At 59.3% G+C, this 19,704-nt stretch carries 18 protein-coding genes, 1 tRNA gene and 1 riboswitch; of the genes, 2 read left to right on the top strand and 17 right to left on the bottom strand.

From position 1 onward, the window contains the following. Window positions 1-386: 386 nt before the first annotated feature. A riboswitch (cyclic di-GMP riboswitch) is annotated at window positions 387-498 on the bottom strand. A gap of 310 nt (window positions 499-808) precedes the next feature. After that, a tRNA-Phe gene (locus tag VES88_16555) sits at window positions 809-881 on the bottom strand. Window positions 882-1,020: 139 nt separating this feature from the next. Here VES88_16555 and VES88_16560 point away from each other — a divergent pair. Then, window positions 1,021-1,149 (top strand): hypothetical protein, encoded by a 129-nt coding sequence (locus tag VES88_16560; protein HYN83093.1) that lies wholly within the window; start codon window positions 1,021-1,023, stop codon window positions 1,147-1,149. A 13-nt stretch (window positions 1,150-1,162) separates the two neighbouring features. On the opposite strand, the gene queF is transcribed toward VES88_16560, so the two are convergent. The 13 genes from queF to VES88_16625 all read right to left on the bottom strand — a co-directional run bounded on the left by queF (window position 1,163) and on the right by VES88_16625 (window position 15,324). Continuing rightward, window positions 1,163-1,555 (bottom strand): preQ(1) synthase, encoded by a 393-nt coding sequence (gene queF / locus VES88_16565; protein ID HYN83094.1) that lies wholly within the window; start codon window positions 1,553-1,555, stop codon window positions 1,163-1,165. Between the two features lie 42 nt (window positions 1,556-1,597). Beyond that, on the bottom strand, window positions 1,598-2,518 hold the full coding sequence (locus VES88_16570; protein ID HYN83095.1) for a rhomboid family intramembrane serine protease: 921 nt from the start codon (window positions 2,516-2,518) through the stop codon (window positions 1,598-1,600). Window positions 2,519-2,586: 68 nt separating this feature from the next. Beyond that, entirely contained in the window at window positions 2,587-3,609 is a 1,023-nt protein-coding gene (locus VES88_16575; protein HYN83096.1) for a D-alanine--D-alanine ligase, read from the bottom strand. Window positions 3,610-3,622: 13 nt separating this feature from the next. Further along, complete coding sequence (locus tag VES88_16580; GenBank protein ID HYN83097.1) at window positions 3,623-5,026, bottom strand: pyridoxal-phosphate dependent enzyme; 1,404 nt, start codon at window positions 5,024-5,026, stop codon at window positions 3,623-3,625. Next, the gene (locus VES88_16585; GenBank protein HYN83098.1) at window positions 5,026-5,652 is read right to left on the bottom strand and encodes an energy transducer TonB; all 627 of its coding nucleotides are present in this window, start codon (window positions 5,650-5,652) and stop codon (window positions 5,026-5,028) included. Before VES88_16585 ends, VES88_16580 begins: the two co-directional genes overlap by 1 nt. A gap of 9 nt (window positions 5,653-5,661) precedes the next feature. Continuing rightward, window positions 5,662-8,310 (bottom strand): DNA mismatch repair protein MutS, encoded by a 2,649-nt coding sequence (gene mutS, locus VES88_16590; protein HYN83099.1) that lies wholly within the window; start codon window positions 8,308-8,310, stop codon window positions 5,662-5,664. A 2-nt stretch (window positions 8,311-8,312) separates the two neighbouring features. Continuing rightward, window positions 8,313-9,398: an SPOR domain-containing protein gene (locus VES88_16595; protein ID HYN83100.1), complete on the bottom strand. Its 1,086-nt coding sequence runs from the start codon at window positions 9,396-9,398 to the stop codon at window positions 8,313-8,315. A 16-nt stretch (window positions 9,399-9,414) separates the two neighbouring features. After that, on the bottom strand, window positions 9,415-10,473 hold the full coding sequence (holA, locus tag VES88_16600) for a DNA polymerase III subunit delta (GenBank protein ID HYN83101.1): 1,059 nt from the start codon (window positions 10,471-10,473) through the stop codon (window positions 9,415-9,417). Window positions 10,474-10,573: 100 nt separating this feature from the next. Beyond that, entirely contained in the window at window positions 10,574-11,104 is a 531-nt protein-coding gene (locus VES88_16605; GenBank protein ID HYN83102.1) for an anti-sigma factor, read from the bottom strand. A 70-nt stretch (window positions 11,105-11,174) separates the two neighbouring features. Continuing rightward, window positions 11,175-11,813: a sigma-70 family RNA polymerase sigma factor gene (locus tag VES88_16610; GenBank protein ID HYN83103.1), complete on the bottom strand. Its 639-nt coding sequence runs from the start codon at window positions 11,811-11,813 to the stop codon at window positions 11,175-11,177. A 276-nt stretch (window positions 11,814-12,089) separates the two neighbouring features. Continuing rightward, entirely contained in the window at window positions 12,090-12,632 is a 543-nt protein-coding gene (locus VES88_16615; GenBank protein HYN83104.1) for an NUDIX hydrolase, read from the bottom strand. A gap of 26 nt (window positions 12,633-12,658) precedes the next feature. Beyond that, window positions 12,659-14,017, bottom strand: a complete 1,359-nt coding sequence (locus VES88_16620; protein HYN83105.1) for a pitrilysin family protein — start codon at window positions 14,015-14,017, stop codon at window positions 12,659-12,661. Continuing rightward, complete coding sequence (locus tag VES88_16625; GenBank protein HYN83106.1) at window positions 14,014-15,324, bottom strand: pitrilysin family protein; 1,311 nt, start codon at window positions 15,322-15,324, stop codon at window positions 14,014-14,016. The genes VES88_16620 and VES88_16625 overlap by 4 nt, the downstream gene beginning before the upstream one ends. Window positions 15,325-15,414: 90 nt before the next feature. Between VES88_16625 and VES88_16630 the strand changes: the two genes are divergently transcribed. Continuing rightward, the gene (locus VES88_16630) at window positions 15,415-16,227 is read left to right on the top strand and encodes an alpha/beta hydrolase (protein HYN83107.1); all 813 of its coding nucleotides are present in this window, start codon (window positions 15,415-15,417) and stop codon (window positions 16,225-16,227) included. Between the two features lie 48 nt (window positions 16,228-16,275). Here the strand turns inward: VES88_16630 and VES88_16635 are convergent, their stop codons facing one another. Genes VES88_16635 through VES88_16645 form a run of 3 tightly spaced genes read right to left on the bottom strand, consistent with a single transcriptional unit; the run spans window position 16,276 to window position 19,693 of the window. Continuing rightward, window positions 16,276-17,724: a pitrilysin family protein gene (locus tag VES88_16635; protein ID HYN83108.1), complete on the bottom strand. Its 1,449-nt coding sequence runs from the start codon at window positions 17,722-17,724 to the stop codon at window positions 16,276-16,278. Continuing rightward, window positions 17,721-19,091: a pitrilysin family protein gene (locus VES88_16640; protein ID HYN83109.1), complete on the bottom strand. Its 1,371-nt coding sequence runs from the start codon at window positions 19,089-19,091 to the stop codon at window positions 17,721-17,723. Before VES88_16640 ends, VES88_16635 begins: the two co-directional genes overlap by 4 nt. After that, window positions 19,088-19,693 carry a YdcF family protein gene (locus VES88_16645; GenBank protein ID HYN83110.1) on the bottom strand — a complete coding sequence of 202 codons (606 nt, stop codon included), beginning with the start codon at window positions 19,691-19,693 and terminating at the stop codon, window positions 19,088-19,090. Before VES88_16645 ends, VES88_16640 begins: the two co-directional genes overlap by 4 nt. Between the last annotated feature and the right edge of the window lie 11 nt (window positions 19,694-19,704).

The raw sequence follows: 19,704 nt of genomic DNA on the forward strand, positions 1-19,704 counted from the left end.
GTGAAGCCAAAGTGCGACAGGTTGACGGCACCGTTCCCGTCGAGATCCTGTCCGAAGGTCGTGGTACCGCCCCCCGTGGCCTGCACACTGCGTGGCGCGGCCGTTTTTTGGGCCATCGAGGCCCCCGGCCCCGGGGCAGCAACATCTGCTGGGCCACTCACATCGTTCATCCGCTCACACCCAGCCATGACCAAAAGCAGCCCGAGTCCAGCCAATCGTGTGATCCGAATCCGGACGGCCGTGGCTGGTCGCCGCGTATGGTCGAACATGATTCGCTTCCTCCGTTCATCGATGGACGACGCCGTGCTCCCGCGCCGCTGGACGCTCGCGCGGGGCGTCCGGGGTGGACTTGGCCGCACCAAAGACGCGAATCGCCAAGCGCACCTTTCGGTAGCTCGGCGATCGTGCGGCCTTCGTGGCGTCAGCCTGCGGCGTCGGAGGAAGCGAGGACCCGTGGCTTTGCGACCCCGGCTTTGGCCGGGTGTGCTTTTATCGATGGGTGGTAGCGCCTGAGATACAGCGCGGTACGGGGGCTGTCAACAATTGCGGCGGCCCGCGGCAATGCTTGCGCGGAGCGACCCGAGAGAGCGGTTAGCGACCGTTCCGTTCCGCAACGAGTTACGAAACAGCGTAAGGTAATTCAGCACCAAAGAGAACGGCGGAGTTATGCGGAGTTCAGGTACTAACCAGGTACCATCCAGCTTGGCGAACGTCCGCGACTTCCCGAGTGATCTGGAGGGCATCACCAATCGGCAGCGGCCGCTCTCGACGGAGCCGGTCGCGCAGCGACTCGCCGAGTTACAACCAATGGCCAGGGAGGGAATTGAACCCCCGACACGCGGATTTTCAGTCCGCTGCTCTACCAACTGAGCTACCTGGCCTGTACAACCCGCTACAAAAACCGGCTTCGCAATGTAGTAATGGCTGCGTGACGCTGGAACCCCTCACACGGCGTTCTCCACCGTCGTTACCGCTGCCTGCCAAATAAAGGCGGTATGACTCCTGCGATGCAGGGTTTCCATGAGCAAACTGCTTCGCGGCCTCGCTGCCGGTTATGGCGCAAAGAAGATGGGCGGTGGCTGCTTCAGCACCATTATCATCTTCATCATCCTCTGGTGGCTCCTCGGCAACTTCGGAATTTTCCAGTAGCCGATCGCCCTGGTTACCTCGAGCCGTGCGTGGCCGTGATCACCGACTTGATCCCGCCGCGCACGTTGAAGTCGCCAACCACCTTCATCCACTTCGGCTTCGACGCCGCCACGAGATCGTCGAGTATCCGGTTCACCGCCCGCTCGTAGAAGATTCCCTCGTTCCTGAAGCTCCACAGATAGAACTTGAGACTCTTGAGCTCCACGCAAAGGTCTCCCGGCACGTAAGTGACTCGGATCGTCCCGAAGTCCGGAGCGCCACCCTTGAGTAGATCGAGATCGGACGCGTCACTCTCCACCCCACCTACCGGACAGAGCGATGTGAACTCGTCGCAGTCCATGTGGATCTCGTAATCCCGCTTCGCGTAAGGATTCGCGAAGGTCTCTAGCAGCTCCGGCTTCGGCATTCCGTAGAATGCACGAATCAGGGAGCGGGATCAATCAGCGCGTCACGATCCGCGCAGCTTCCTCGACATGTCTTCCAGAATTCGGACTTCTTCGCTCGTCAGACTCTCGATCCCGTGCTTCGAGATCTTGTCGAGAACGACGTCCAGGCGCTCGGCCGATTGACGATTCGAATCCTCGGTGAGTGGCACCAGCGCCGATCGAGCTGGCCGGGCGACGACGGCATTGCTCTTTGCCACTACCTCGTCGACTTCACCCCTGTCGGAGCGCTGGCGATTTCTGGGTCGTACCTTGGGTACAGCTCGGAATGCGTCTTCCGGCTCATCCGGAACCGGCGATACCCACCGGCGGAAATTGTCGAGCCCGCCAAACGAAGACATCCGGAGATAGAGCCACCCGAACGCCAGGCCGCCGAGGTGCGAGAACCACGCTATCCCGGACCCTCCCGGAGTCGACGCTACACCCATCGCCAGGTTGATCAGGACCATCCAGACGACGAGCCAGCGCGTCTTCATCGGAATTACACCGAATAGATAGACCTCTTCGTCCGGCCATCTGAGAGCATACGCGAGCATGACGCCGCTCACTGCCGCGGATGCGCCAATCAGACTGGCCCTACCCTGCAGGAGCAGGTGCGCTACCGCGCCGCCGAGTCCGCACCACAGGTAGAAATAAGTGAACCCACGCGTGTTCCAGCTCTGCTCTACACGCGGTCCGAACATCCACAGCGCAAACATGTTGAACGCGAGGTGCCACAGCCCTGCGTGGACGAACATGTAGGTGACCGGCGTCCACCACACCGAGGTGAGACTGTCGGCCGAAAGACCAAGCGCGCGAAAGACAGCGTCGGACCGGAATAGAGTCAGCTGCAGGAAATACACACCGATATTCGCCGCGAGCAGCCATTGAACCGCTGGCGTCATTCTTGGCTGCTGCTGTTGCGAATCGTAAAGCGCGTCTGACATGCGAAAATCCCGGACCTGACTGAAAGAAAGCTCTGATTTCTATAACACGGACCGTGCCTGACTGTTCCTCACTTTCGCGCGAGGTTGACAATCTCCTCGCAAAGCTCGGCGAACGACATGCCGCTCGCCGCTGCACCCTGCGGAATCAGACTGAGCTCGGTCATCCCAGGCAACGTGTTCGCCTCGAGGCAGTAAAAATCACCGCCTCCGCTCATACTGCCATCATCGGAAGAAGCGAGCCGAAAATCAATCCGCGCACAGCCCCCTAGTTTGAGCGCCCGGAACGCCGCGAGCGCCTGTTGCTGGATTTTGGCGGTCTGCTCCGGTGACAGCTGTGCCGGAAATTCCTCTTCGGCCATTCCCGGAGTGTATTTGCATTCGTAGTCGTAGATCTCGTGCTTCGGCTTGATCTCGCCCACAGGGAAAACACGGTCTCCGAGGACCCCTACCGTCAGCTCTCTGCCGGGAATGAATTGCTCGATCATCACCTCGTCATCGAACCGCCACGCCTCCGTCACCGCAGCGTCGAATTGACCTCGCTCCTTCACCACCGTGAGCCCCACCGTCGACCCCTGCTTTGACGGTTTTACCACGACCGGGAAACCGAGCTCACACTCCACATCCTCGATCGAAGCCGGCGCCATCAGCCAATCCGGAGTCAGCACGCCCTCGGTCCGGAAAAGCTTCTTCGAGAGATCCTTGTCCATCGCCAGCGCACTCGCGAGGTGCCCACTCCCTGTATACCTGATATGTGCCATGTCGAGCAGCGCTTGCAGCGTACCGTCCTCACCCTGGCCCCCGTGCAGCGCGAGAAACACAACGTCTGCGCTCATCAGTTCCGGGTGACGCTCGAGCGCCGGCAGGAAGGATCCGCCAGTCGCTTCGGCAAGTGATTCCAGCGATGGCGGCTCTCTTCCCACGCTGCCTTCACTTAGCCCGCGCTCCGCATCGGCGCTGATCATGCCCTTGGATGGATCGAAGGCTGTTACATCGTGACCTCGGGAGCGCAGCGCCGCTGCAATCCTGAGCCCGCTGGCCAGCGACACGTTTCTCTCGGCTGAGGCGCCGCCCATAAGAACAGTGATCTTCATCGGGGGACAGAGCCTACCGTGACATCATGAAGCGGAGCATGTCGGAGCGGGTCACAATTCCCTGCACCGTTCCATTTTCACGAACTAGAACCGCCGGATTCGACTTGGACAGCAGCTTGACCACACTGTCCACCGGCTGGTCGCTCGCAATCACGGGAAACGGCGATTCCATTACCTCGCTCACGGTGGCGTCGAGGAGCTTTGGATTCTCCAGGCTTTTCTGCGACAGCGACCAGTCGCTCACCGATCCCACGCAATTCGGTCCGTCCATCACTGGGAGTTGCGACACATCATGGAGCGCCATCAAGCCAAGAGCCTGTCGCACGCTCGCTCCCGGCGCAACACTGACCACAGCGGGCGCATCCCGGTCGCTCTCCTTGCCGCCAAGCACGTGGCTCAGCATGACGCGCGGCGAATCCAGCATCTGGTTCTCCCGCATCCATTCGTCGTTGTAGACCTTGGACAGATACCGCTCACCCGTGTCACAGAGCACGGTGACGACGAATGCGTCCGGATCATCTATCTGCCGGGCGACGTTGAGCGCCACGTGTGTTATCAACCCCGACGACCCTCCCACAAAAAGCCCCTCCTCACGTGTCAGGCGTCGCGCCATTGCAAACGAATCCTTGTCGCTTACCGTCTGGAAGTCGTCGATCAGGCTCATGTCCAGCGTTCCCGGAATCTTGTCCTGTCCGATTCCCTCCACCTTGTACGGTACGCCCTCGTTGAGGCGCGTTCCGTTGGAGCGCCAGTGATCCGCCAGTATCGAGCCAACCGGATCGCCGGCGATCACCTTGATTTGAGGATTCTTCTCCTTCAGGTAGCGCCCGACTCCGGTGATTGTGCCGCCGGTTCCGGCCCCCGCGACAAAATGTGTTATGCGACCACTGGTCTGTTCCCATAACTCTGGACCGGTGACGTCGTAATGCGCCTCGGGATTTGCCTGGTTGTAAAACTGATCCGCGAGAATCGCGTTCGGTGTCTCGCTCGCTATCCGCTTCGCCATCATCACGTAGCTGTCCGGATGATCGGGAGGCACGGCCGTCGGCGTGACGATCACCTCAGCGCCAAAGGCTTTCAGGAGGCGAACCTTTTCCTGCGACATCTTGTCTGGCATCGTGAAGATGCACTTGTAGCCTCGAAGAGCGGCCGCTATCGCGAGAGCTACTCCAGTATTCCCGCTAGTGCCTTCGACGATCGTTCCACCAGGCTGGAGCGTGCCATCCCGCTCGGCTTTCTCGATGATCGGTACCGCGATCCGATCTTTCACCGAGCCGCCCGGATTGAAAAACTCCGCCTTGGCGTACACTGGCGTCCGCAGTCCACGCGTCACCGAGTTGAGGCGGATCAACGGCGTCCACCCGATGGTGTCGATGACGCTCTCGTAAGGATGCCGGTTTCGCTCGACCGGCGGCATCAGCCTTTCTTCTTCGTCGTTGTTTTCTTCGGTGCAGCCTTCTTGGTCGTGGTCTTCTTTGTTGGCGTGCTCGCCTTTTTCGCCGATGACGCCTTAGGGGCAGATTTGACTGCGGTATCCGTGCGCGCCGCAGTTGTACTCACCGGAGCTGCGACGGGGGCTGTCGAGGGTGAAGCCGGAGTAATCGATATCCCCGGCTTCTTGAGGATGGTATCGCCCGGGAGTGGTGGTGCCCCGGGATGCCTGAAGTACACGGGAAAAAGAATCGAGACCGGAACAGCTTCGCCGCGGGTCTTTGCTGGAATGAACCGCAGCTCGCTCGATCCCCTGACCGCCGCCGAGTCAAGCGACGGGAAAGTCGAGCTTTCCGCAACGTGGGTCGACTCGGCAACCACCTGCCCTTCCTTGTCGATGAACACCCTTAGAGTCACGTTCGCTTGAACCTTCTTTGCATAGAGGGCGGCGGGATACCTGAAAGGCAGGTCTTTGTTGAGCATGACAGGCAGCACGTCAGGTCTCGCTCCGACACCCGAGAACGGCTCGTCCGATTCCTCGCCTCTGTTACAGCCTGTCGAGGCCAGAACGCCAAGCAGTAACGCCGCACCGACCGCGTACTTCATCGACATCGCCGTAATCTACGACTGCCTTGCACGCGTCACGAGGCGATCGAGAATTGCCAGTGCATCTATCGGCTTCATTTCGTCCGGCTTCAGATCCTTGAGCTCCTCGATTATCGGGTGCGGCAGCGATCCGAACAGCGGCAGCTGCTCTCCGGCCTTGGGCTCCTTCCGTTTCCCCGGACTGCCACTCGTCACACCCTCTTTCGTTCCTCCCAGTGCGGTTACGATCTGCGCCCCCTCGAACAGACTGAGCAATGCCCTCGCGCGGTGCAGGATCTCCTCTGGAAGTCCCGCCAGGCGCCCGACCTCGATTCCATAGGAGCGGTCAGCCCCACCTGGTACAAGCCGATGCAGGAATAGCACCCGCCCCTCCACCTCACGCACCTGGACACTATAGTTACAAGCTGCTACTAATTCGTCGGTGAGCTGCGTCAGCTCATGGTAGTGCGTTGCGAACACTGTCTTGCAGCCGACTTTGTCGTGCAGATACTCGCTCACCGACCACGCAATCGATACTCCGTCGTACGTCGAGGTGCCGCGCCCTATCTCATCGAGCAGGACAAGACTGGACCGCGTCGCCGTATGGAGAATTGCGCTCGTCTCCGACATCTCCACCATGAAGGTGGATTGTCCGCGAACGAGGTTGTCGCTTGCCCCCACACGCGTGAACAGCCTGTCCACTACCCCGATTTTCGCCCGCGAAGCGGGAACGAAGGATCCGATCTGTGCCAGCAGAACGATCAACCCGACTTGACGCAGGATCGTCGACTTTCCCGCCATGTTCGGCCCGGTCAGGATGATCATCCGCGCAGTCTCGATCAGGCGCACGTCGTTGGGAATAAACTTCTCCCGCTGCATCATCCGCTCGACGACCGGGTGGCGGCCGGCAACTATCTCCAGATCGAACCCGTCGGTCATCTCTGGTCGAACGTACCCTTCCCGCTCGGCGACTTCGGCCAGGGTGGCAAGTACGTCGAGCTCGGCAATCAGGCGCGCGACACACTGTAGTCGCCCCACCTGGATCCCAATTCGCCGGCGGAGCGCCTCGAACACCTCACGTTCGCGCTCCTCGATTCTTTCGGCGGCCGTTAGAACCTTCTCTTCGAACTCCTTCAGAGCCGGCGTGACATATCTCTCCGCTCCGGTGAGTGTCTGCCGTCGCTGATAATCCGCCGGCACCAGGTGCGCATTGGTGTTGGTGACTTCAATGAAATATCCGAACACACGATTGTAGCCGACCTTCAGCGAGTTGATGCCTGTCCTGGACCGTTCTTCCATTTGAATCCGCGCAATCCCGTCCTTTCCTCCGTCACGCAGGGTCCGCCATTCGTCCAGCTGAGCGTCAACGCCTGTCCGAATGCTTGGCTCGTCGCCAAGTGTCAGCGGAGGCCGGTCGACCAGTATCTTCGTGATGTCGTCGCCGAGGTCGGCGCATGCATCCCACTGGCTCATCAGTGCAGTGAGTGGATTCCCCGACTCAGCGCCATCCTGCGCTGCCAGCTGCTTCAGTACCGTTTCGACCGTCGGCAATCGTTCGATCGAGTCACCGAGTGCTCTGAGCTCTCGCGGCGTCGCCCGCGCAGACGCCGTTTTGCTGGCGAGCCGTTCCACGTCGCGAACACCGTCCAGAGCACTTCTCATTGCCTCGCGGACAATCGGGTCGGCCGCCAGCAGGCCTACGGCGTCGAGCCGCGCCTCGATTGCTGTGCGGCTGGTCAACGGTGCAAGCAGCCATTGGCGCAGAAGCCTCGAGCCCATCGGGGTGAGCGTGCGATCGAGAACGCCGAGAAGCGTTCCTTCGTTGCCTCCTCCCCGCAGTGATTCCACGAGCTCAAGATTCCGGCGTGTCATTTCGTCAAGGGGCATCGTGCCGCCAGGCCGTTCCACCCTGGGCCAGGTCAGATGCGGGATTCCGCCCGGCTGCAGCTCATGCAGATAGCGCATCAGCACTCCCGCGGCCGCGACCGCGGGACCATCGGACTCGGTGATGCCAATTCCCTCGATGGAAGCGACGTTGAACTGGCGTGTCAGCTCCGCTGCCGCAAGTCCGACATCGAACTCCCACGGCTCACGCTCCGTCACCAGGGCGCCTTCTTCGCGGCTGTGCTGCGTCAGTCTGGCCGGAGTCGATTCCCGCGCAACCAGAATTTCACGAGGCGTCAGACGCGACAATGCCGCATCGGCGTCGCCGGCAGACGTCATGATGAGCCTGAGCTCGCCTGTGGTCACGTCTACAGCCGCGATGCCCACTGAGTCGCCTGCAGAATGGATCGCGCACAGGAAATTGTTGCGTGATCCATCGAGCATATCGTCGGCGTATGCAGCACCTGGCGTGACCGTCTCGATCACTTCACGCCGAACAATGCCTTTCGCAAACTTTGGATCTTCGGTCTGCTCGCAGATCGAGACTTTGAAGCCTTGTTGAACGAGGCGGCGCAGATACTCACCCGCCGCTTTCACCGGAACTCCCGCGAGAGGAACTTCGGCAGACCCTCCGTTGTTCCGCGAGGTAAGCGTCAGCCCGAGAGCACGGGATGCTACTTCAGCATCCTCGTAGAACATCTCGTAGAAGTCACCCATTCGGAAGAACAGAATTGCGTCCTGGTGCCGGGCTTTTATTTCCCGGTACTGCTGCATCAACGGAGTTGATGAAGCGCGGCTCACCGCTATTCGGCCTTTACCACAAACCCGTTGATCTGCTTTGCCTTGAGTGAACGCATCACTGCACTTGCCTGCGCCTGCGTCGGATAGTGGCCGATCCTTACTCGGAATGGGGCGCTTGTGCCTGAGACGCGGGCGTCGTAGCCCCTCTTCTTGAGGCTCTCAACCATCGCCCGCGCCTGGGATTTCACGTTGTACGCGGCGACCTGAACGGAATATCCACCTTCATCCGATGCCGCAGCCGGGGAAGGAGTCACCGGCTTCGCCGTCGCCACAGTTTTTTTCGCTGCGGCTGGTGCCGGTGCCGGTGCCGGTGCCGGTGCCGGTGCCGGTGCCGGTGCCGGTGCCGGTGGAGTAATCATCGACGGGCTCACGTCCCGCGGCGTCGAGGGTGGTTGCATTGACGGCTTGGAGACGACAGTAGGCGACTTGACGGCAATGGAGTCGGTTTTCGGCGCCAGAACGCTCGCGCTGGGAACACGTGTTGAGTCAGTCACCGGAACGGCGGCGGAAACCGGTGTAGTGGAGCTCGCTATCACTACACCGACACAGCGCTGATTGAGATACGAGATCTGATTCCGCAGCTCTACGTCATTCGGATTTGTTTGCGCGAGCGCGTCCGCATTCACTGCACACGCGCGCTGCACATCGTTTTTCTCGAACAGAACACGCGCCGTCCAGTACCCGGCACGAGCCCTTGTCGCACCGGTCGGATGTTCGAGGGTGAGCCGGTTCAGGTGCTGTAGCGCTCCGTCATAGTCGGCGCGCGCGAGCTCGAGCTGGGCAAGCCGGAGCAGAACGTCTTCCACACGCGGAGAAAGCGGATAGTCGACGACGATTCGGCGATAGTCCATCTCCGCATCCGAGGCCATAGCGGAGAGAACAGCCCTCCAGTAGAGACCCTCGGCGTATGCGTTCGTCCCTGGGGCTGCGTGAGCAATCATCGAGTCTACGATCGCTCGGCCGGTTGCGGCGTTCCCATCATTTACGAGCGTCTGCGCTCTCCGATACGCCGAACTGTCGGGACTACCCTGTGCCTGACTCAGTACCGGTAACAACACCATCGCTGCGACTGCCCACTTCCTTGACATCTCTACTCCTTGCTTCCTATGCGGCAATTTTCTGCTCATTTCCGGCGCACATCGCCAGAATGAGCGTGGTCAGCACCTGCTCCTCCGAAGAAACCCTGCTTTCCTTGAGCGTCAGATCAGCTATCAGCAATGCGTCGAGCGCGCGCTGCAGCGATTCCGTTTCCCATGAGCCTGCAGCCGAGGCCCATGCAGCTACTGCTGTACCCCAAGGGCGCCCGGTGAATGCCGATCCGGACTGCTTCAACAGGTTCCAATAGTCGTTTTGCAGCTGCCCGGGTTGCAAGCCTTCGTCGAGCCTCGCCCTCCCCCATGCCAACGCGACTGTTTGCGTTGCAAGCGCCATGACGACCAGGACCGCGCTGGTTTTCGGCTGCGCCAGAACGTGGTCGACCAGTGCCAGCGCGTGCTTTACGTCGCGTCTCCCTATCGCATCCAGAAGATCCGCCATTGTCTCACCCCGGCGTACTCCGACCACTTCGGAAACGGCTTCCTCGGTGATTTCTCGCCCGTTTGCGAAGCTTGCAAGCTTTTCCAGCTCAGTCACCAATTGGCGCAAATCATTTCCGACCGCTGACTGAAGCAGGTCGATGGCTCCCACAGATATGGCGCCTTTGAGGTTCAGCGTAACGTGATGGGCAATCCATCGGGGGATTCTGTCGGCTGTCAGCGTGTCGAATTCCAGAACAGTCGCCAGACGCGCTAGTTCCTTGTCCGTCTTTCCGCCCGCTGCCTCGACGAGCAACAGTAGCATATCTGCGGACGGTTTTTCGAGATACTGTTCGACAACTTTTCGTGGGTCCTTTCGCAGCGCACCCGCATCACTAATCACCACGACGCGGCGCTCGGCCATCATCGGCATCGAGGAAAGAAGCGCATCCATCGATTTTGGGTCGACATCCTGCGCACGACGAACGTCGAGATTGAAATCCCGCATCCCAGGGTCGGTTGCTGTCGCAATGAGCTGCCTCATCGCGTCTTCTTTCTGAAAGTCGTCTTCGCCGCAGATGTAGTACGCGGCGTCGAATGACTGCCGCTTCAAAACCTCTCCGAGCGACTTTAGTGCAGCCTTGGACATGCTGCTAATATAGAAAAAGATTCATCCGGAACCCCTTGCCGAGTGTTCTCCCCCTCCCGGAGTTCCTTAAGAAAAAGACCCGGGCTTGGAGGCCCGGGGATTATCGTCCGTTTTGGGTGAGCTGGAGGTCCGCGGATGCGAAATGAATCGGTGCCAGCTCTGCATAGAGCGCGGCCGTCCAGATCGGAAGCCCGGCAGGAACGGAGGCAACCATTGCCGGTGCCGGAGTCGTAATCGGAGCAAACTCTGGCTCGGGAATGCTTGCCACGGCCGGAGGAAAGACGATGTCCCGGGAAGCATCCACATCGCGCAATGAGCTGCCGATGTACCCGAGCATCAGCGCGCTCGAAACTGCTATCGTCGCTGCAAATGCGCGGGAATGATGAAATACGGGAGCAGCTTCGGCGTCCTTCAGCTCACGGAGTCGAGCATTCAGCCTCTCGGAGAAATCCGCTGATGGCTCGATCCTTGGAAGATTTCGAAACAGGAGAAGCGAGCGGCGAACGATCGCGTCGTGCTTCGCACACTCTTCGCACTCCGCAATGTGCCGCTGCACGCCGACAAGCTCGATACCGGATAGCGTGTCGTCGATGAAGGCGGAGTGTGTTTTATGGAATTCGCGACAGTCCATGAGGCAGGTTCAGGGGGTCTGGGTACCAGTACCCGTTCGACGGGTACTGGTTCCCCCCAAACTCATAACTCTACTCCATGTAGGGCGCAACAATCTCCGCGAAGGAGTTCCTTGCCCTGTTCAGTCGCGATTTGACCGTGCCGAGATTGCAGTCCGTGATCTCGGCGATCTCCTCGTAGGACTTCCCCTCGAGCTCCCGGAGGACGAAGACATGCCGATGATGCTCGGGCAGCTTTGCCACCGATTCCTCGACTATTTCCCGCAGGTGCCGCTTCCGGTACATGTCATCCGGCCGTGAGGTGGTATCCTCGAATTGCAGCGGCCGATCGTCATCCTGCCAGTTCTTTTGAACCGTCTGCATCAGTACCAGCGGATTTCGCGAGCGATTCCGGAGCTCGTTTTTCGCCAGATTCGATGCAATCGTGTACGCCCACGTCGAAAACTTCTTCGACCGGTCGAAACGATGAAGATGCCGGTACACCCGGATGAACACTTCCTGAACCAGATCCTCCGCCTTCTCCCGATCACCAATCGTCCGGTAAATGAAGTTCAACAGGCGGGTCTGATACCTCTCCACCAGCTCCGAGAACGCTCTTTCCTCTCCCCCCAGGAAAGCGGTGACTACGGCTGAATCGTCCATCGCCCGCAGTCGCTCCCTGACGGTAATTCCTTGACTCGGAATCTCTTGTTTACGAGCGATACTTGCCATTACCTACCCCCGAAATAGATGAGACTCTGACAACAGAAGAACCTGTGGCCGCCTCCTGGGTAAAAGTTTCTTGCCTTGGTCCATAGTGCAGGGGGTATGCCGACCATCGGTCAGCGGAATAAGCCATTCAATGACAATGGCTTAGGCCTTCTCCACCACCCTGCTTGTCCCGCCCCCGGCGCCCTGGTGTCCTAAAAACAAGACAATTCGGGGCGCATTCCTTGTACGTGGGGCCTTCCTTATACGTTGGTTGGAGTCCTTTCGGCCTTCGAGGGTTTACTTTGGCCGGTGGCTCGCGTGGGCCAGGAGCAGCCCCAGGGCGGTCTTTGCGTCCACAATTTCGCCCGAATGGACCATCGCCACGGCCCGCGACAGGGAAATCGGGTGGAGCTCCATGAACTCATCGGGCTCGCGGCTCGCTACGCCGCCGGTGAGCTCCTCCGCCACGAAAAGATGGATCTGCTCATCCGTAAACCCTGGCGTCGTATAGATGGTAGTCAGACGTCGCAAGTGTCTCGCCGAGTATCCCGTTTCCTCTCGTAGCTCTCGCTCGGCGCATTCCTCCGGAGACTCGTCCGGGTCTAGACGCCCAGCCGGGATCTCATATAGATAGCGTTCCGCGGCGTACCGGTATTGGCGGATCAGAAGGACATCCGGACCTGCTTTGGACGCGTCCAGCAACGGAACGACCGCGCTTGCTCCCGAGTGCCGAATCATCTCCAGCTCGCCAATCGTTCCATCGGGGAAGCGAACCTGATCCACATCCAATGAGATGACCCTGCCGGTATACACTCGGCGGGAAGAGACCTTTCCGGTCATCTCGGTTTTTGTGGCTTGCTGCCTTTTCACGCTTCAGTAGCGGATCGCACTGATAGATCACCGAGCGCTAGCTTCCCCACAGGCTCCTTCACCACCGCAGGATCTCCGACAACGACTATTTGCAGCATCTCGGGAAAGACGTAGCCCTGCGCTGCCCGGAGGACGTCCGACGGCCGGACGGCGTGAATATTCTCCCGATATGTGTCATAGAAATTCTCCGGAAGACCGAAAACCACCAGGTTCGCGAGTGCGGATGCGATTGAGGATGTCGTTTCGTACCGTATCGGGAAAACGCCTTCCAGGTAGTTCGTTGCCAGCGACAGCTCCTCCTCGGGAATTTCTTCGGTTCTCATCCCATCGATTTCCTTCAGCGTCTCACTTATGGCGGCCGCCGAAACTTCACTCTGAACGGCGGTTGCGATCACGAACGGCCCGGGCTCACGCCGCCAGTCGAAGAAAGACGAGGCTCCGTAGGTGTAGCCGTGTTGCTCTCTGAGATTGAGGTTGATTCGGGACGAGAACAATCCACCGAGGAGTGCGTTCATCACCACTACGTTGAAATAATCAGGATGAGATCGCGGGATCCCGATGTGTCCAAGACGTAGCTCCGCCTGCGCTGCACCCTCTTTGGCGATTATCTCCACCGCGCGAGTGCTCCGGGCTTGCATTACAGAGGCGGCGTCTACGGAAGCCCTTTTCCCCGCCCACCCGCCCAGCGTCGTCGAAACAAGCGTCACCGCCTCCTCAGTGTGGATATCCCCAACGACTATCACCGTTACCGCATCGGGTGTATAGCGCGATGCAAAGAAGGCGGCAATCTCGTCACGAGTAATGACAGACACCGATGCAGTCGTCCCGGCCATTGGCTCACTGTATCGCGAGCGTTTCGCATACAGAAATCTCGAGAATGACTCGTCAGCCAGGCCCCTCGGCTCTGCCAGAATCTGTGCTCTTTCGGCAAGCCGTTCGGCTTTAAGGCGCTCCACTTCGCGCTCGGGAAACGAGGGGGAGGTGAGCACCTCGGTCATGAGCTCCAGCCCTGGCGTCAACTTGTCCCGCAGGAGAGTCATGCTCACGATCGTGCTGTCCCAGTCTGCGCCAGCCTCGAGCGAAGAGCCGAGTTTCTCGAAACCTTCCAGTATCTGAATACCGTCGTGCTTAAGGGTGCCTTCCCTCAAACCCTCAGCGGTGAGCTGCGCCAGGCCTTCGCGTCCGGGGGGGTCGGACGTGGCCCCGGCATCGATCACTGCCAGCACGGTGACGACGGGAAGTTTTCGGACAGGCGCAACGACTACCTGGAGCCCATTCGGTAACGCGGTGCGCTCGAATCGCGGGAATTGAAATGTCCGCGATGGCCCTGGCGCCGGCCGCGTGGAGATCGTCATGCCGCGATCGACGGCGGTGTTGTTACGCCAGAATCCGCGGTCTCCATTCTCGGGACGAAGAGCAGTGTCACGCGGTTCTCCGGACCAAGTCTCGAGCCAGCGAACTCATTGACGGCTTCGACTGTTACATCCTGGTATTTCGCGGGCTGTTCGTTCAGGAGCTCCGGCTCGCCGAAGTATGTGGCGAACATTGACAGCCTGTCCGCTCGCTCACTCGCTGACTGCAGCGCTGTGACGATCTCGGTGTCGATCAGCGCGACTGCTCGCTCGACCTCTTCTTCTCGTACACCGTCCTGTATCAGACGATCGACTTCCCGATTGACCTCTTCCTCCAGCCTTTCGGGTGTTGTTTCGGGACGCGCGATGACGTCGACCACCAGAAGATCACTTGCCTTGGCAAGGTCGAATGTGAACGCTGAAGCATCCGCTGCGACTTGTCGCTCACGCACGAGCGACCGGTGCAGACGGCTGCCTCGACGCATGCCCAGGATCGCACCAGCGACGCTTGCCGCGTAGTAGCCATCACTGCCGAAGATTGGAGACCGGAATGCCAGATAGAGACGTGGTAAGGCCACATCATCGCCAACCACGAGGCGCAAAGGCTGCCCGAAAATTGGCGGTACGTCCATCCCCGTGAGCGAAGGTTTTCCTCGACCTCGCGGAATTTCGCCGAAATATTTCTCGACCAGCCTGCGAGCATCAGCCGAATCGAAGTCGCCGGCGATGGAGAGCACTGCATTATCCGGAGTGTAGTACGTCTCGAAGAACTGTTTGATATCGTCGAGCGACGCTGCGGAAAGATCTTCCATCGAGCCGATCAGCGAGTGATGAAATGGGTGTGACTCCGGGAACGTGAGCGCCGAGAGCCGCTCCAGCCACGTTCCATAAGGCTGATTGTCGATGGACCAGCGGCGTTCATTCTTCACGACGTCGCGTTGTGTATCCAGCTTTTCCTGCGTCATCGCCGGCAGCAGGCTGCCCATTCGGTCTGCTTCCAGCCAGAGGGCGAGTGACAGCTGATTCGAGGGAACTGTCTCGTAATAGTTCGTCCTCTCCAGCCATGTAGACCCATTGAGGGTCCCGCCGGCTCGCTGTATCAGCTCGAAGTGCTCGTTGGACCCGACGTGCTCCGATCCCTGGAAAAGCATATGCTCGAACAAATGGGCAAAGCCCGTTCGCCCCAGTCGTTCGTTTGCAGAACCGACATGATACCAGAGGTTTACGGCAACGATCGGTGCGGTCCGATCCTCTGATAGCGTTACGAAAAGGCCGTTATCCAGGCGAAATGTGTCGATAGGTATTCGCATTGGCGTAAATTGACTGAGATGCCTTGGCAGGGTAACCCATCGCGACGTCCGCTCCGCCCGCTCCGCCCGCTCTCAATTCCTGGACCATCCGTGACGGCGATCATCCTCAACATCACCGGCCTGGTGCTCACCGCCCTGGTGGTTTTTGTCGGGATTGTCTGGCTGTTTCAGGAACGCATTGCTTTTCAGCCGCCTCGCCCGCCACTGGAAACAGTCGAGGCAAGCCGTGTGTCGTACAAGGCTCGCGATGGCCAGCCACTTCTCGCTTATGTCGTTGGAGACCCGAAGACGGCGAGGGGCCTCCTGCTCTCGTTCCACGGCAACGCAGATCTCGCAGTAAACGGGATTGACTGGGCAGAAGAGGTCAACCGAGCTACTGGTTTTGCCGTAATGCTGACCGAGTACCGCGGCTACATGAATCTTGGCGGACGACCCACCTACAAAGGGTCACAGCTCGACTCGGAAGCTGCTTATGAGTTCGCGCGCCGTGAGCTCGGTATTCCTGCCGACAGCATCGCGTTCTACGGACACTCGCTTGGCGGCGCAATCGCTGCCGAACTTGCATCACGACACCGTCCGCTCGCACTACTTCTCGAGTCTCCTTTTACTTCCGCGCGGGCAATGAGCCGCATAATCGGCTGGAGAGCCACCCACTTCGTGTGGGATGCAATCGCTCGGTTTCATTTTGATACAGTGGAAAAGGTGGCTTCCATCGAGGCACCCGTCTGGGTGGCCCATGGTCTGCGAGACCGGATCATTCCGGCTCAGATGGGCAAGGATGTATTCGCTGCGGCCAAGGTGAAGGGCGAAATGCTGCTCGTGCCTGAGGCGTCACACAACGATGTCGGATACGTCGCCGGGCCAGGCTATTGGCGATGGATAAGCGCAGCGTTGCAGAAATAAAAAGCAGGACTTGAGAGAGGTCCTGCTTTTCCATCCGGCGCACCCCGACTACTGGGTGACAGGCTTTCCGAAGAAATCCCGGACTGAAATCGGCCCGGTACCCACAGCCTTGAGGCCCGACTCGATGCTCTTTCTGTCTCCGACAATCACGATCGCCAGCGAGGATGGGTTGATGTACTCCCTCGCCACACGCTGCACGTCCGCCTGCGTTATTGCCTCGACGTTCTGCACGTAGTTGTTGTAGTAGTCGAGGGGAAGGTTATAGAGGGCTACCGGGACCAGCACCGTCGCGATCTGTTGCGTCGTCTCGAAGTCGGCTGGAAGTCCGAGCTGCAGGTATCGCTTGGCCTTGAGGAGCTCATCCGGTGGCACAGCGTTGCGAATGGCATTGAGCTCCTTTATGAACTCGATCAGTCCGGAGTCTGTTTTGGCGGCAACAATTTCGGCCGACGCAGTAAATGGGCCCGCAGCTCGGCGCATGTCGAAGCCGGAACGTGCTCCATACGTATATCCGCGCGTCTCCCGCAGGTTCTGGTTCAGCCGGCTGGTGAATGAGCCGCCAAGTATCGTGTTCATCACCGTCAGCGCAAAGTAGTCCTTCGTCGATCGGGGAACACCGATGCTGCCGATGCGGAACGACGACTGTGCCGCGCCGGGTTTGTCGATCAGGTAGACCGTCGTACTGGCAGCTTTCGGCGCGTCAGTGAGAGTGTAGGACGGCACTGTTCCACGCTGCCAGCTGCCGAATATTCCGGCGATTTTCTGTTCGATCTGAGCAGGGTTCACATCACCGACAATGATAAGGGTCGAGTTATTCGGGAAGAAATGAGTCTTGTAGTAGTTCACCAGGTCGCTCGGCGCCATTCCGGTGATCGAGGCCTCCGTTCCGATCAAGGCCTGGCCGTACGGATGCGACGCCCCGTAGAGAATCGACGCATACGCCTGGTTGGCAATCGCAGTCGGCCGATCCTTGAGCTGAATCAGCTCGGTCAATCTGTTCTTTCGGATTCTCTCGAACTCGCTCGCCGGGAAGGATGGCTTGAGAATCACATCGGCAAAGAGCGCCAGAGCGCTGTCGAGCTGCGCCGTCGGCGTGTGCAGGCTCACAGTCGACGCATCCCAGTTGCTGTTCGTGCCAAGGCCGATTCCGAGGAACGCAATCTGGTCGGCTATCTCGAGGCTGGACCGCGTCGTGGTACCCTCGACGAGCATCGTCGAGGTAAGGTTCGCCACTCCCGGTTTCCCCGTCGGGTCAACAGTCCCTCCGCTGCCGACAACAAGCGCAAAGTCGGCGAGCGGCAGTTCATGCTGCTCGACGATCACGAGCTTCAGGCCATTTGGAAGCACGCGTGTGATGATCGGCGGCAATGAGACTTTCGGCGGCGGCCCCAGAATCGGCGCACGCGACCGATCGACCGCCTGAGCACCAGCAACGGACTGGATTCCCGCCGCAGCTGCGACAAACGCCAGCGATCTGAGCGAGCGCTGCGACATCATCGCGTACCCCCGGTTGATGTAAGCATCATCTCGCGCTTTCCCTCGGGCACTACAGTCAGCACCACCTTCGTTTTGGCGAGATACAACCTTGCCACACGCTGTACGTCTGCGCGGGTGACGCACTCGTAACGCGCCGCATCCTGCTGGACGTACTCCGGCGTGCCGGCCATGTAGTTGTACTGGTTCAGGATGTCTGCCTTGGTCCGCACGCTGGTCATGCGGTTCAGAAAGCTTGCCTTGAACGAGTTTTGAACTCTGGCCAGCTCTCGTGCGGTGATTGGCTCGTTCATCAGACGCTGCAGCTCTTCCTGGACGATCTTGTCGATAGCGGCAAGGCTCTGTTCAGGCTTCGGCGTTACGTCGATCTGGAAGAACCCCGCGAGCCTGCTGGCCTGTTGTGACGCTCGCACGGCCTGAGCTATCTGGCTGTCGTACACGAGTCGCTTGTACAAGCGGGAGTTCTTGCCACTCGCAAGGATGGCTGCCAGAACATCGAGCGCGGCATCATCGCTCGCGAAAAGCTTTACCGTCGGCCAGGTATAGAACGCCCGCGGCAGCTGCACCTTGTCCTCGAGCACGAGGAATGTGTCCTTCGCCAGCAATACCACAGGGACATTCGGTCGCGGAGGAAGAGCCGGACCTCGAGGAATCGCAGCAAAATACTGCTGAATCAAAGCCTTCGTCTTCACAGGATCGAAATCACCTGCGATAGACAGCGTCGCATTGTTGGGAGCGTAATACGTCCGGAAGAAATTCTTCACGTCATCGAGTGATGCGGCGCTCAGATCCTCCATCGACCCTATTACCGACCACGAGTACGGATGTCCTTTTGGATAAAGTGCTGCCAGGATGATTTCCTCCGACTTTCCGTAAGGCACGTTATCGACACTCTGCCGACGCTCGTTCTTCACGACGTCCCGTTGTAGATCGAGCTTCGGGAGGTCCATCGTTGGCAGCAGGAACCCCATCCGGTCAGAGTCGAGCCACAGCGCGAGGGGAACTGCATTGGAGGGTACGACCTCGAAGTAATTGGTCCGGTCCTCTGTGGTCGACCCGTTGTTGTCGCCGCCGGCTGCCTCGAGCTCCTTGTCGAACACTCCCACCGGCACATTCTGGGAGCCCATGAACATGATGTGCTCGAACAGATGTGCGAATCCTGTTCTTCCAACCTTCTCGTCGCCTGACCCAACCTTGTACCAGGTATTCACGGCCACGATCGGCGTTGAATGGTCCTCGTGGAGGATTACCTCCAGCCCGTTCGGCAGCGTGTACTTCTCGAATGCAATTCTGGGAACCGGCTGAGCCTGAAGGCTGCCTGAAATGGCCGTTATTAAGTAACAAATCGATACTATCAATGCGCGGCTCACATTTTCCTCTCGAATAAGAAGGCCATTGGTGCTTTGAACGACTCACTCAGCATGTATTTCCAGCGCTCCGACCGATTTGGTGAGATTGGGCTAGTTCTGGTTGGTGACGTATAAGGAGTAAACCCGAATCGCCGGCTCAGGATCCACAAGCGAAGCATGTGAAACGGATCACTCACCACAATTGCTGTCTTGAATCCCCTTCCTTTCAGCATTCCGGCTACAGCCTGCAGTGATTCCCGGGTGGTTCGACCCTCGTTCTCCAAGATTATTGACCCGTCTGGAACTCCGTGTTTCCTGATATATCCGCGGCTCACGGCAGCCTCACTCGTAGTATCGCCGAAGCCCGTACCTCCTGTCAGGATCACGACACGTGCCAGGCGCTTGTTCCACAGATCGACTGCGTGATCCAGACGGGCTCGCAATACCGGAGAGGGGTGCCCATCGTACTGAGCCGCACCTAGTACTACAATCGAGTCCGCGGGACGTGCCTGATCCATCTCACTCCACAGCAGCACTGCTCCCATCCAGCCAGCCCAGAACACGAGCAAAGCCAATACTGTGCTGACAGCCAGCTTTAGGATCGTGCGTCCCGCCCGGGCCATCGCTGGAAGGT

The organism is Gemmatimonadaceae bacterium (assembly GCA_035633115.1).
Lineage (GTDB): Bacteria > Gemmatimonadota > Gemmatimonadetes > Gemmatimonadales > Gemmatimonadaceae > UBA4720.

Coding starts and splice junctions, on each gene's coding strand:
- VES88_16595 (HYN83100.1), bottom strand. CDS start 9,398: ATGTCAAGGAAGTGGGCAGTCGCAGCGATGGTGTTGTTACCGGTACTG.
- VES88_16580 (HYN83097.1), bottom strand. CDS start 5,026: ATGCCGCCGGTCGAGCGAAACCGGCATCCTTACGAGAGCGTCATCGAC.
- holA (HYN83101.1), bottom strand. CDS start 10,473: ATGTCCAAGGCTGCACTAAAGTCGCTCGGAGAGGTTTTGAAGCGGCAG.
- VES88_16610 (HYN83103.1), bottom strand. CDS start 11,813: ATGGCAAGTATCGCTCGTAAACAAGAGATTCCGAGTCAAGGAATTACC.
- VES88_16635 (HYN83108.1), bottom strand. CDS start 17,724: ATGATGTCGCAGCGCTCGCTCAGATCGCTGGCGTTTGTCGCAGCTGCG.
- VES88_16575 (HYN83096.1), bottom strand. CDS start 3,609: ATGAAGATCACTGTTCTTATGGGCGGCGCCTCAGCCGAGAGAAACGTG.
- VES88_16585 (HYN83098.1), bottom strand. CDS start 5,652: ATGTCGATGAAGTACGCGGTCGGTGCGGCGTTACTGCTTGGCGTTCTG.
- VES88_16620 (HYN83105.1), bottom strand. CDS start 14,017: ATGACGATCTCCACGCGGCCGGCGCCAGGGCCATCGCGGACATTTCAA.
- VES88_16605 (HYN83102.1), bottom strand. CDS start 11,104: ATGGACTGTCGCGAATTCCATAAAACACACTCCGCCTTCATCGACGAC.
- VES88_16625 (HYN83106.1), bottom strand. CDS start 15,324: ATGCGAATACCTATCGACACATTTCGCCTGGATAACGGCCTTTTCGTA.
- VES88_16560 (HYN83093.1), top strand. CDS start 1,021: ATGAGCAAACTGCTTCGCGGCCTCGCTGCCGGTTATGGCGCAAAGAAG.
- VES88_16645 (HYN83110.1), bottom strand. CDS start 19,693: ATGGCCCGGGCGGGACGCACGATCCTAAAGCTGGCTGTCAGCACAGTA.
- queF (HYN83094.1), bottom strand. CDS start 1,555: ATGCCGAAGCCGGAGCTGCTAGAGACCTTCGCGAATCCTTACGCGAAG.
- VES88_16615 (HYN83104.1), bottom strand. CDS start 12,632: ATGACCGGAAAGGTCTCTTCCCGCCGAGTGTATACCGGCAGGGTCATC.
- VES88_16570 (HYN83095.1), bottom strand. CDS start 2,518: ATGTCAGACGCGCTTTACGATTCGCAACAGCAGCAGCCAAGAATGACG.